This window comes from Candidatus Methylospira mobilis (assembly GCF_009498235.1).
In the GTDB taxonomy this organism is placed as follows: domain Bacteria; phylum Pseudomonadota; class Gammaproteobacteria; order Methylococcales; family Methylococcaceae; genus Methylospira; species Methylospira mobilis.
On the sequence record NZ_CP044205.1, the window covers coordinates 3,172,370 to 3,184,578 of the forward strand.

The following is a 12,209-nucleotide window of genomic DNA, read 5'->3' on the forward strand; positions in this document are numbered from 1 at the left end:
CTGTTTCTTAATTCAGCTTGATTTGAACATCTACGCCGGCGGCCAGATCCAGCTTCATCAGTGCGTCGACGGTTTTATCCGTCGGATCGATAATATCCATCAGACGCTTATGTGTTCTGAGCTCGTATTGATCTCGCGCATCCTTGTTTACGTGCGGCGATACCAGTACAGTCCATCTCTCCTTTTTCGTCGGGAGCGGAATAGGGCCAAGCACCTGTGCGCCTGTGCGCTTTGCTGTTTCCACGATCTCTATTGCCGATTGATCAATCAAGCGGTGATCGAATGCCTTTAGGCGAATTCTAATTCTCTGTTTTGACATGGCTTACTCGAATATCTTTGAAACAACACCCGCACCGACCGTGCGGCCACCTTCGCGTACCGCGAAACGCACTCCCTCGTCCATTGCGATGGGAGCCAGCAATTTAACCTTGATATTGACATTGTCACCGGGCATAACCATCTCCACACCTTCGGGCAAATCCACGGCGCCGGTAACATCAGTCGTACGAAAATAGAATTGAGGCCTGTATCCTTTGAAGAACGGAGTGTGTCGCCCACCCTCTTCCTTCGAAAGCACATAAATTTCCGCTTCGAAATGCGTGTGCGGCTTGATGGTGCCCGGTTTCGCCAACACCTGACCGCGCTCCACATCTTCACGCTTGGTTCCGCGCAGCAGCACCCCGACGTTATCCCCGGCCTGACCTTGATCCAGTAATTTGCGGAACATTTCGACGCCGGTACAGGTGGTTTTTACCGTAGGCCGGAGACCAACTATCTCAACCTCTTCACCCACCTTGACTATGCCGCGCTCGATACGCCCCGTCACCACCGTGCCACGCCCCGAAATAGAGAACACATCCTCCACAGGCAGCAGGAAGGGCAGATCTACCGGGCGGTCGGGCTGCGGAATATATTCATCCAATGCATTTACCAGCTTGATGATCGCAGGTACGCCGATTTCACTTTGATCGCCCTCCAGCGCCTTCAGCGCGGACCCGACAATAATTGGAGTAGTGTCACCCGGAAAATTGTACGTGGTAAGCAGCTCACGAACTTCCATGTCAACCAACTCGATCAGCTCGGCGTCGTCAACCATATCGGCCTTGTTCAGGAAAACAACGATATAGGGAACACCCACCTGACGCGCAAGAAGAATATGCTCTCTGGTCTGCGGCATAGGGCCGTCGGCGGCGGAGCAAACCAGAATCGCTCCATCCATCTGCGCTGCGCCCGTAATCATGTTTTTGACGTAGTCGGCATGCCCAGGACAATCTACATGCGCATAATGGCGATTCGGCGATTCGTATTCGACATGCGCGGTCGCAATGGTGATGCCGCGAGCCCGCTCTTCCGGAGCGGCATCGATCTGATCGTAGGCCTTGAACTCGCCACCATGCATCTCGGCCATTACCTTGGTCAGCGCTGCGGTCAGCGTAGTTTTACCATGATCCACATGACCTATGGTGCCGACATTCACATGCGGCTTGCTACGCGAAAACTTCTCTTTTGACATGCCTGTAACCTCTACGACCCAAATTCTGTTGTGTTATGACGTTCTATTAATTATTCCATCAGCTACATTTGCCGGCGCCTCAGCATATCGCTCGAAATGCATGCTGTAGGTAGCCCGGCCCTGTGTCGCGGAACGCAGGTCGGTGGCGTAACCGAACATTTCGGCCAGCGGCACTTCGCATCTAATAACCTTACCGGCCGGCATTTCATCCAGGCCATGAACAATACCCCGACGGCGATTAATATCACCAACCACGTCGCCCATGTAGTCTTCCGGGGTCACCACATCGACTTTCATAATCGGTTCCAGCAGAGTTGCATCCGCCTTCTGGGCGCCCTCTCTAAACCCCATCGAACCAGCAATTTTAAACGCCATTTCATTGGAGTCGACATCATGGTAGGAGCCATCGAATAATGTAACTCGAACATCAACTACCGGAAAGCCTGCCAGTATACCACTTTTTACTTGTTCCTGTATACCTTTATCTACAGCAGGAATAAATTCCTTCGGCACAGTTCCGCCTACCACGCCGTTTACGAACTCGTATCCCTTGCCTCGCTCCAAAGGTTCGATTCGCAACCAGACATGACCATACTGGCCTCGCCCGCCGGTCTGACGCACATACTTTCCTTCCTGCTCGACCGATTTTCGTATGGTTTCCCGATAGGCCACCTGAGGCGCGCCGACATTGGCTCCGACACCGAACTCCCGCTTCATGCGATCCACGATAATTTCGAGATGCAACTCACCCATCCCGGAAATGATCGTCTGACCGGTCTCTTCATCGGTATGGACTCTGAAGGAAGGATCTTCCTGCGCCAGTTTGCCCAGCGCTATGCCCATTTTCTCCTGGTCGGCCTTGGTTTTTGGCTCGACCGCTATGGAGATTACCGGATCGGGAAACACCATTCTTTCCAGTGTGATTACGTGCTTTTGATCGCAAAGCGTATCGCCCGTCGTAACCTCTTTCAGTCCGATAGCAGCCGCTATATCCCCCGCCCTGACTTCCTTGATTTCTTCGCGATTGTTGGCGTGCATCTGCACCAGACGTCCGATACGCTCCCGCTTGTCCTTGATCGGGTTGTAAACCGTATCGCCTGAGCTCAGCACCCCCGAGTAAACGCGTACGAATGTCAGCGCACCAACGAACGGATCGGTTGCAATCTTGAAAGCCAATGCAGAGAAGGGCGCCTCATCGGTACGCTCACGGCTGCTTTCTTCGCCATTTTCGAGCACACCCTTAACAGGCGGTATATCGGCGGGCGACGGAAGAAAATGCACTACCGCATCCAGCATCGCCTGCACACCCTTGTTCTTAAAGGCGGAACCGCAAAGAGCGGGAACTATTTCGTTCGCAATGGTTCTGGCCCGCAGTCCAGCGTATATCTCTTCTTCGGTTAGCTCAAACCCCTCAAGGTATTTATCCATCAATACCTCGTTCGCCTCGGCCGCGGCCTCAATAACCCTTCCCCGCCAGACATTGCATTCCTCGACCATCTCATCAGGCACATCGCGCTCGTCAAAGCGCATACCCTGGGTAGCGTCATCCCAGTAGATTGCCTTCAGGCCGATCAGGTCGATAACCCCTTCGAATTTTTCTTCAGCGCCTATAGGCAACTGTATCGGAACAGGAAAAGCGCCTAGCCGGGTTTTTATCTGCTCTACCACGCGAAGGAAGTCAGCTCCAGCGCGATCCATCTTGTTAATGAAGGCCAGTCGCGGCACGCCGTACTTGTCGGCTTGACGCCAAACGGTTTCCGACTGCGGCTCGACGCCACCCACTGCACAGAATACAGCACAGGCCCCATCCAGCACCCGCAGAGAGCGCTCGACTTCGATCGTAAAGTCCACATGCCCCGGCGTATCGATAATATTGATGCGGTGCTGTGGAAAGCTGGCATGCATACCTTTCCAAAAACAGGTGGTGGCGGCCGACGTAATCGTTATGCCACGCTCCTGCTCCTGCTCCATCCAGTCCATGGTGGCGGCGCCGTCATGGACTTCGCCTATCTTATGAGAAACCCCGGTATAGAAAAGAACACGCTCTGTGGTCGTTGTCTTGCCGGCATCAATGTGCGCCATAATCCCGATATTGCGGTATCTCTCTATCGGTGTCGTGCGCGCCATTATAATTACTCCTAAACCGGCTACATTCCCTGCATTACCAACGGAAGTGCGAGAACGCCTTATTCGCTTCAGCCATTCTATGCGTATCTTCGCGCTTTTTAACTGCGGTTCCGCGATTTTCGTTGGCGTCGATCATTTCCGCAGCCAGCTTCATTCCCATGCCTTTCTCACTACGTTTGTCAGCGGCATCGATCAGCCAGCGCATGGCCAGGGCCGAACGCCGCGCAGGCCGCACTTCGACCGGAACCTGATAGGTAGCCCCACCCACTCGCCGCGATTTCACCTCGACAACCGGCTGCACGTTTTCAAGCGCCTTGGTTAAAACGTCGAGCGAATTCTGCCCGGTCTTGCCTTCGATATAGTCAAGCGCGCCGTAAACAATCTTTTCCGCAACGGACTTCTTGCCGTCCTGCATCAGCATATTGACGAAACGGGCCAGCGTCAGGCTACCAAAACGAGGATCCGGGTTGATACTTCTTTTTTCTGAATTTCTTCTTCTGGACATTATGTAATCCTGCGCTTAATTAACTCTTTGGACGCTTCGCACCGTATTTGGAACGCGCCTGACGACGCTTCTGTACGCCCGCCGTATCGAGACTTCCGCGCACGGTATGGTAGCGAACGCCCGGCAAGTCCTTTACACGACCGCCGCGTATCAGCACCACCGAGTGCTCCTGGAGATTATGACCTTCGCCGCCGATGTAACTGGTAACCTCGGCGCCATTGGTCAGGCGCACACGAGCCACCTTGCGCAGTGCAGAGTTGGGCTTTTTGGGCGTGGTCGTATAAACACGGGTACAGACGCCGCGACGCTGGGGACAGCTATCAAGAGCCGGAACATTGCTCTTCTCCTTCTTCCTGACACGTGGTTTCCGAACCAATTGGTTGATTGTCGTCATTAACTAACTCCGAATTTGTCGCTTCTTGGCAAACTTATGTAATTATGGGCGGGCTTGCAGTCCGCAAAGCCCAACCGAGCCAGCGAGAGTAAAACATCGCAAACGCGATGTCAAGAAGCTCGCACAAAGCCTAAAGGACTATCCAACCCAGCACACATCACTGCGTTACAAACGAAAAAAGCCTGCAATACGCAGGCTTTGTTGATATGGCTCCCTCGGACGGGCTCGAACCGCCGACCCAGTGATTAACAGTCACTTGCTCTACCGACTGAGCTACGAGGGAATACAATCTTTTATTATCACATCCCGGCATGAAATCCGGAATGATCAAGCCTACGTTTAATGGCGCGCTCGGAGAGATTCGAACTCCCGACCACCTAGTTCGTAGCCAGGTACTCTATCCAACTGAGCTACGAGCGCGCAACAGAATCAGCATTATGAGGTATGTTTATTTCAGTGTCAACACCAAAAAAGAAAAAACATTCAGACACGCTTACCGGTATACTTCGTTCAAGTTGCCAGGATGCGGATGCATCGCCGCCCCCGCTCAAGGCCCTACTCACCGGTTTGACAGGAGTATGCGCTTGACATCTTTATACATAGACACTCCGGCTGTTCTCGACACTTTCTGCGCGCGCATTGCCGATGCGCCCTGGCTCGCTATCGATACCGAGTTCATGCGCGAAAAAACCTACTATCCGCAGTTTTGCCTGATACAGATTGCCACACCCGGGATTGCCGCCTGCATAGATCCACTTAAACTGACCGATTTAACATCTCTCTACAAGATCATATACGACACCGACATTGTCAAGGTGCTGCATGCCTGCCGACAGGATATGGAGATTTTCTTCCATCTGCGCAACGAAGTTCCCAGGCCCCTTTTCGACACGCAAATTGCAGCACCGCTGATCGGCTTGAACGAACAAATCGGTTATGCAGGCCTCATTGCCGATATTTTGAACATTCAGCTTCATAAGGGCCATTCACGCACAGACTGGTCGCAACGCCCGCTAACCGAAGAACAACTGCGCTACGCCGCCGAAGATGTGATTTATCTGGCGCAGGCGTACCCGATCATCAGAGAACGCCTGAAGGCAAGCAACAGACTGGGTTGGCTCGAATCCGAATGCGCGATCCTGTCGCAAACGGAGACATACAATGTCGCCCCGGAGTCTGCCTGGAAGCGGATAGCCGGTACCGCACAGCTTCGCAATAGGGCGCAGGCCGTGCTTAAAGCACTGGCCGCCTGGAGAGAGCAGACTGCCCGCGATGAAAACCTGCCGCGCGGCTGGATCATCAAGGACGATGCCGTACTGGATCTGGCGCGCCAGCAGCCGCAGCAAGCGGATAAACTGCGACAGGTACGCAGCATGGACGAACGCGGCATCAAACGCTATGGCCCCGTAATTTGCAGGATCATTGCACAGGCGCTGAAACAACCTGCCGACATCAACGGCGCTAATGAAAAACCGGCGCACCGCAGCGCCAACCTGGAAGCGCTGCTGGATACACTTGGCGCCATCGTCCGCCTCATTGCGGAACATAACAAATTAAATCCCGGGCTCCTGGCCAGCCGCAAGGATCTGGAGCTCTTTCTTGCCGGCGACCAGGAATCCAGGCTGTTACAGGGTTGGAGGCAACAGATGGCTGCCGAAACGCTGCAAGCCTACCTGGATGGAAAAACCAGCCTGAGCGCGCACCAGTCGAAACTGGCGCTTCTTCCGAACCATGACGCCTGAATCCCTGCCTGCGCTGATTGCCGCATTAAGCAACCGCAACAGCCCGCTCTTACCCTTACCGGAGTCTGAACAGGAACCGATAAGAGTCATTTCGACCCACATTTCCTGGATACTATTGACGCGCCATTACGCATATAAAATCAAAAAATCGGTGAATTTCGGATTTGTTGACTTCACCACACTGGAAAAACGCAGGTTTTTCTGTCAGGAAGAGTTACGGCTGAACCGCAGATTTGCAGCCGACCTTTATCTGGAAACCGTCGCCATCCATGGTTCGCCTGACGCTCCCACGCTGGAAACAACCGGCCACCCCATCGAATACGCCGTCAAACTCAAACGCTTCGAGCAAAGCGAAATCGGCCTGGAGCTGGCAGGAAAGGGATTATTGACATGCGAGCTGATGGAAAAACTGGCAAGCACTCTGGCCGTTTTCCACAACCAGGCTCAACGAGCGGAAAACAACAGCGACTACGGCAGCGTTGCGACAATTCGCGCTTATAGCGAACATAATTTTTCACTATTGGACTCGCTTTGCCACCCCGCTGTCGACGCGATATGCGCGCCTATCCGGCAATTCGAACAGCAGGAATTCGCAAGAATAGAATCGGTGCTTGAAACACGTAAAAACCATGGATTTATTCGCGAATGCCACGGCGACCTCCATTTAAATAATCTGGTCCGCCTCGGAGGACAGCTGATACCTTTCGATTGTATCGAGTTCAATGAATCGCTGCGCTGGATAGATGTGATCAACGATATTGCTTTTCTGTGCATGGATATGGAAGCGCACGCACAGCATGCCGCCCTGTTTCAAACGCTCAATCGCTATCTTGAATTGAGCGGAGATTACGCCGGGATGGCGGTGTTCCGTTACTACTGCGTCTATCGCGCCATGGTGCGCGCCAAAATCGCCCACCTGAACGATCCCGGCGCCGCACCGGACAAAGAGGTCAATAGCAATCTATACCGCTATCTTGCGTCCGCAGCGCGCTTCAGCACGCCGGATCGCCCTACCCTGTTCATAACGCATGGTTTCTCCGGCAGCGGCAAATCATGGCTGGCGCGCCGGATGGCTCCGGAGCTGGCCGCAATACGCATCAACTCCGACATCGAACGCAAACGCCTGCACGGTTACGCCGCGCTGGATAATACGAAACGCGCTGCGGGAGACGGCATTTATACGCACGACGCGACCGAACGAACCTATACCCACCTGCACGACACCACGGCGTTACTGCTGCGCGCAGGTTATAACACGATCGTTGATGCCACGTTCCTGCTAAAGCGCCACCGCAGGCAATTTGCTCAACTGGCCGATGAAGTGGGAGTTGAATTCAAAATTCTGGATGTCGATGAGCCATACGAAGTGATCGAATCCCGCATAAAAATGCGCATGAAGCGCAACGACGAGCCGTCGGAGGCCGATTTGTCGATATTAGCCCTTCAAAAGCAATACGCGGAAGCGCTGGACGAGAGCGAGAAGCTGTACATCCATGACAAAAAAACTACCGGCCAAGCGGCATTCTAGACAAGCTCACCCGGCCAGCCGTACATGACCGCTACCCGTCACCCTGGGTCATCGCTTGAAGCGGCCTATTTAACTTGTGCCAGGAACTTTAACATAATAGCCGCTTCAAATAACTCCGTCGCAATGAACGGCTCACTTTCCGCGTGGCACATTTATCAAACGGCCATATGATGGTACGGTGGATATTTATTTTGTACAGCGCATTTTTAATGCGTTTGCCTCTGAAGCCCACAAAAGTTGCAAGCACTCCACATCGCCATTACGATATAATTACCGATTTTTTGGAAGAAACAAGCCCATGAGACCGAGCGGACGCAATCCCAACGATCTGAGAAAAATTGCATTGACCTGCCATTACACCCGTCATGCCGAAGGGTCGGTACTGGTCGAGTTCGGCGATACGCGTGTCATCTGCACCGCCAGCATAGAAGACCGCGTCCCTCCGTTTTTGAAAGGCAAGGGCAGCGGCTGGATTACCGCAGAATACGGCATGCTGCCGCGCTCCACACACGAACGCATGGGACGCGAAGCCGCACGCGGCAAACAAGGCGGACGCACCTTGGAAATTCAGCGTTTGATTGGGCGTTCGCTGCGCGCCGCTTTAAATCTGGAAGCACTGGGCGAGCGCACCATCACCCTGGATTGCGATGTCATACAGGCTGACGGCGGCACGCGTACCGCATCCATCACCGGCAGTTTCGTAGCGCTGACGCTGGCCGTACATCGCTTACTGAAACAAAAAAGGCTCAAAGCCAATCCGTTGCACGGTCAAATAGCATCGGTTTCGGTAGGAATCTATAAAGGCATACCCATTCTCGACCTGGATTACAAAGAAGACAGCGACGCCGAAACCGATATGAACGTGGTTATGAACGACGCCGGCGCATACGTTGAAATACAGGGTACTGCTGAAGGTCACGCGTTTCGGCGCGAAGAACTCGATGCGATGCTGGCGCTGGCAGGCGCGGGTATCAGCGAATTGATGGCTCACCAAAGAGACGCGCTAGCCGCCGCCGGGGCAAGTATTTAGTGGCGCTAAAAATCGTGCTCGCCAGTAGTAACGCCGGTAAAGTCAAAGAAATTCAGGCTTTACTGGCCGACAAGAACATCGAAATCGTTCCGCAATCCGCACTGGGAATCGCTGATGTTGAAGAAAACGGTGAGACCTTTCATGAAAACGCGCTGATCAAGGCGCGCCATGCCGCACGTCTGAGCGGCTTGCCCGCCATTGCCGACGATTCCGGTCTGGAAGTCGATGCATTGAACGGCGCGCCCGGCGTCTATTCCGCGCGTTATGCAGGAAGCAAAAGCAGCAGCGATGCCGATAACAACCGAAAACTGCTGTCGGAATTGCAGGACATACCCGCCTCATTGCGTACCGCGCGTTTTCGCTGCGTCATCGTCCTGTTGCGCGATGCCGACGATCCCGCTCCGCTCGTCGCAGAAGGAAGCTGGGAAGGCTCGATTCTGGACCAAGGCAAAGGCAACTGCGGTTTCGGTTACGATCCGCTGTTTTATGTCGGCGAAAGAGACTGCTCCGCGGCGGAGCTGTCCGGCGAGGAGAAAAACCGGCTCAGCCATCGCGGCAAAGCCCTGTTTTCGTTGCTGGAGCAATTGGATCAGATATAAGGCAGGCTCGGCTCATTTACGCGCCCAGGCACGCATGAACCTCCCCGGCAACGTATCAAGCGAACAGTTCGAATATCCAAGACATGGCAGCGTGATGTACAGATAGAGCGGAAGTTTTCTCCGCCAGGAAAACTTGCCAGGATAATATCCGGCAATGCCGAGATATTCGTCATTGCCGATATAGGCACCACCAGCGTTCCTCACCACGCCATGCTTATGCTCGGAGATGATGCCGACCCATCTATATCTTGTTACCCAGATGCTCAGCCAGTCTGCGCATACCGGGCGAAGGGTCGCCAGGCTCCAGATGAACATTAATGATACTGGGCCTATCCCGCACCGCTAAAGCACCGGCTAGCGCAGCCTCCAGCTCTTCCTCCACACCGGCTTCAAAACCGGCCAACGGACCAAATACTTCTCCCAAGCGTTCGAAGCGCCATAAGCTGATGTCGTTGAACGGACCGTCCAGTATGAAACGCTCGGTGCTATAACCTCGATTGTTGAAAACAACCACTATCGGGTTGAGTCCGAGCCGCGCAATTGTGGACAACTCGGTTCCCGTCATCTGGAATGCGCCATCGCCTACCAGGATCAACGCGCGTCGCTCCGGACAGGCAGCCTGTACGCCCAACGCTGCCGGAACGGCAAAGCCCATGCTGGTGTAAAACGCATTGGCAATAAAATTGCTTTCATGAACTTTCAGGTCGATCGCCGCAAACAGGCAGTCGCCTGTATCGCTGACGACAACCATTTCCGGCGTCAACAACCGGTTCAGCCTGGAAATCAAGCGCGACAATTTGATGGGTTGTCCGCTCAGCGGGAACGCAAGTTCTTCATCCGCAGCTTGAGGAATGAGCCCGGGTTCAATCGACGGCGTCAGGCGGTCGCGCAACGCCGCGACATAATCGGCAAGGAGAACGCGGGGATAACGGTGATGATGTATGTAAATCTCACCCAGACTGGCCCGTATCATACGGTTGGCGTCAATTTTGGCGGTGTAAATGCCGGAGTCTACGTCGTTCAGCGTCACGCCCAGCAGCATCACCAAATCCGCTTGCTCGACGCGCGCGCGCGCCAGCACCGAACCCATCGCTCCCTCGTAAATTCCAAGATAATATGGGTGATGCTCGTCGATAACGGATTTACCGGTCAGCGTTGCTGCAAGCGGAAGCTGCCCCAGATCCACCAATTCGCGCAGTTTTTGCTGCAAACCGCGGCGATGAATCTCGACGCCGGCAATCAGCACCGGCGTAGTCGCTGCGCTCAACAGCTGCAGTGTTTCCTCGACAGCTTCCTGCAAGGAAGCGGTATCGCTGCCGGATGCGACAAAAGACTCCGGAGGCATCGAAAACCCCTCGGTCTCAACCCGGTCCCTGGGAATTTCGATATAAACCGGCTTGCTGTATTCGCGCGCCGCGGCCAGCACGCGGTCGATCTGGCGCAAGGCGGTATAAGGATCGTCCAGTACGGCACTGGCGCAAGTGATACGTTCGAAGATTTCGCGCTGGAACCGGAACGGCCCGAAACGATGGTGAAGTAACGGATCGTCGCGTTGTTCGTTTACTCCCGGCGCGCCGCTGATAATCACCACAGGGGATGATTCGGCATAAGCGCCTGCAATCGGATTCACCACATTCAACGCACCTACGCCGTAAGTCACGGCAACTGCGCTCAGTCCGCGGCAACGCGCATACCCATCCGCTGCGAACGCGGCGGTATCTTCGCGTGTGGTGCCTATATGCCGGATCGGACTGTCGTAAATCTGCTGATAAAAACGCAGTATATAATCGCCCGGCACGCCGAACAGATGATGAACCCCGTTGTCATACAAGCGTGTCAACAAGTAGTGGCCGATGGAAGAGTAGTGTGGCATAAGTGTTCCTCGATGATTCGTGTTTGACCCGCTGCAACATCGCCCGCCATGCCCTTGTGAGCATGCCGCTGAGAGTATATATTGATCCACGCGGCAAGACACATCAATAACGATAGTAGTTTGCCATTCCAATCTTTCAGATAATGGAGTTCAAAATGAAAACACCAGCCGCAATCTGTTTTGCCCTATTTATATGCGCGAGCTCGTTGAGCCTACCCGCTTTTGCAGCCGACCCCGATCACACCCAGCACCAAAACCAGTCCACCTCCCCTGAAGGAATGCAGGGCGGCAATATGCATGGAAAAGTGATGCAGCATATGATGTCGCGCGAACAAGCCGATGGTGACCATAAAGGCTACGCAGAAATGGTGCTTCAGCACATCCAGGAATTAAAACTGACGGATGAGCAGATTGGAAAGATCACGCGCATTCACCAGGAGAGTCAACAAAAAGTAGCCGGCATAGTCAGTCGCGTCAAGGAAAGCATGAAGGCCGCGCATAACCTATTTCTGAATCCCGCAGCAGACGAGGCGGCCATACGTAAAGCAGCCCAGGAACACTCGACGGCGTTTAATGAACTGGTCGAAACCACATTGAAAGCGCGCAACGCGATCAACGCGGTACTGACGCCCGAGCAGTTGCAAAAGCTTAAATCGCTGAAAAGCGAGTCTTGAAAACAGCGGCAACAAAATCATCGCACGCCGTGCGTCCCGAAGCTGTTGACTTGGGTTATGGCATTTCAGAATTAGCCGCCCACGCGCGTTAGCCCTTGATATGTCGACCAGCCGTTCGCGGTTCGGCAAGCTCAGCACTAACAGGGAAATTATTTTTGACCATGCCCTTGGCTCCGTTACCGCGCAAATCGCGTAGCGAACACCAACCCTATTCATCCCGCCGG

At 54.0% G+C, this 12,209-nt stretch carries 11 protein-coding genes and 2 tRNA genes; 5 read left to right on the forward strand and 8 right to left on the reverse strand.

The genetic code is table 11. The features are described from left to right. Positions 1 to 7: 7 nt before the first annotated feature. From rpsJ to F6R98_RS14455, 7 genes are all read right to left on the reverse strand, one after another. A complete protein-coding gene (gene rpsJ, locus F6R98_RS14425) occupies positions 8 to 319 on the reverse strand; it encodes a 30S ribosomal protein S10 (RefSeq protein WP_153249645.1) in 312 nt (103 codons plus the stop codon). 3 nt (positions 320 to 322) lie between these two features. Then, positions 323 to 1,513 carry an elongation factor Tu gene (gene tuf / locus F6R98_RS14430; protein ID WP_153249646.1) on the reverse strand — a complete coding sequence of 397 codons (1,191 nt, stop codon included), beginning with the start codon at positions 1,511 to 1,513 and terminating at the stop codon, positions 323 to 325. Positions 1,514 to 1,546: 33 nt separating this feature from the next. Next, a complete protein-coding gene (gene fusA, locus F6R98_RS14435; RefSeq protein WP_153249647.1) occupies positions 1,547 to 3,640 on the reverse strand; it encodes an elongation factor G in 2,094 nt (697 codons plus the stop codon). Positions 3,641 to 3,674: 34 nt separating this feature from the next. Next, positions 3,675 to 4,145 carry a 30S ribosomal protein S7 gene (rpsG, locus tag F6R98_RS14440; protein WP_153249648.1) on the reverse strand — a complete coding sequence of 157 codons (471 nt, stop codon included), beginning with the start codon at positions 4,143 to 4,145 and terminating at the stop codon, positions 3,675 to 3,677. Between the two features lie 19 nt (positions 4,146 to 4,164). Continuing rightward, positions 4,165 to 4,539 (reverse strand): 30S ribosomal protein S12, encoded by a 375-nt coding sequence (rpsL, locus tag F6R98_RS14445; RefSeq protein WP_153249649.1) that lies wholly within the window; start codon positions 4,537 to 4,539, stop codon positions 4,165 to 4,167. Between the two features lie 207 nt (positions 4,540 to 4,746). Further along, positions 4,747 to 4,822 (reverse strand) — tRNA-Asn (locus F6R98_RS14450). A gap of 60 nt (positions 4,823 to 4,882) precedes the next feature. After that, a tRNA-Arg gene (locus tag F6R98_RS14455) sits at positions 4,883 to 4,959 on the reverse strand. 164 nt (positions 4,960 to 5,123) lie between these two features. Between F6R98_RS14455 and rnd the strand changes: the two genes are divergently transcribed. From rnd to rdgB, 4 genes are all read left to right on the forward strand, one after another. After that, a complete protein-coding gene (gene rnd / locus F6R98_RS14460) occupies positions 5,124 to 6,281 on the forward strand; it encodes a ribonuclease D (protein ID WP_194269954.1) in 1,158 nt (385 codons plus the stop codon). Then, positions 6,271 to 7,809, forward strand: coding sequence for a bifunctional aminoglycoside phosphotransferase/ATP-binding protein (locus tag F6R98_RS14465; protein WP_153249651.1), 1,539 nt, complete (start codon positions 6,271 to 6,273; stop codon positions 7,807 to 7,809). The genes rnd and F6R98_RS14465 overlap by 11 nt, the downstream gene beginning before the upstream one ends. A 298-nt stretch (positions 7,810 to 8,107) precedes the next feature. Continuing rightward, complete coding sequence (gene rph, locus F6R98_RS14470) at positions 8,108 to 8,839, forward strand: ribonuclease PH (protein WP_153249652.1); 732 nt, start codon at positions 8,108 to 8,110, stop codon at positions 8,837 to 8,839. Then, a complete protein-coding gene (gene rdgB / locus F6R98_RS14475) occupies positions 8,839 to 9,438 on the forward strand; it encodes an RdgB/HAM1 family non-canonical purine NTP pyrophosphatase (protein WP_153249653.1) in 600 nt (199 codons plus the stop codon). Before rph ends, rdgB begins: the two co-directional genes overlap by 1 nt. Positions 9,439 to 9,679: 241 nt before the next feature. Here the strand turns inward: rdgB and F6R98_RS14485 are convergent, their stop codons facing one another. Beyond that, the gene (locus F6R98_RS14485; protein WP_153249655.1) at positions 9,680 to 11,311 is read right to left on the reverse strand and encodes an alpha-keto acid decarboxylase family protein; all 1,632 of its coding nucleotides are present in this window, start codon (positions 11,309 to 11,311) and stop codon (positions 9,680 to 9,682) included. A gap of 155 nt (positions 11,312 to 11,466) precedes the next feature. Between F6R98_RS14485 and F6R98_RS14490 the strand changes: the two genes are divergently transcribed. Then, entirely contained in the window at positions 11,467 to 11,985 is a 519-nt protein-coding gene (locus F6R98_RS14490; protein WP_194269955.1) for a Spy/CpxP family protein refolding chaperone, read from the forward strand. Positions 11,986 to 12,209 lie beyond the last annotated feature (224 nt).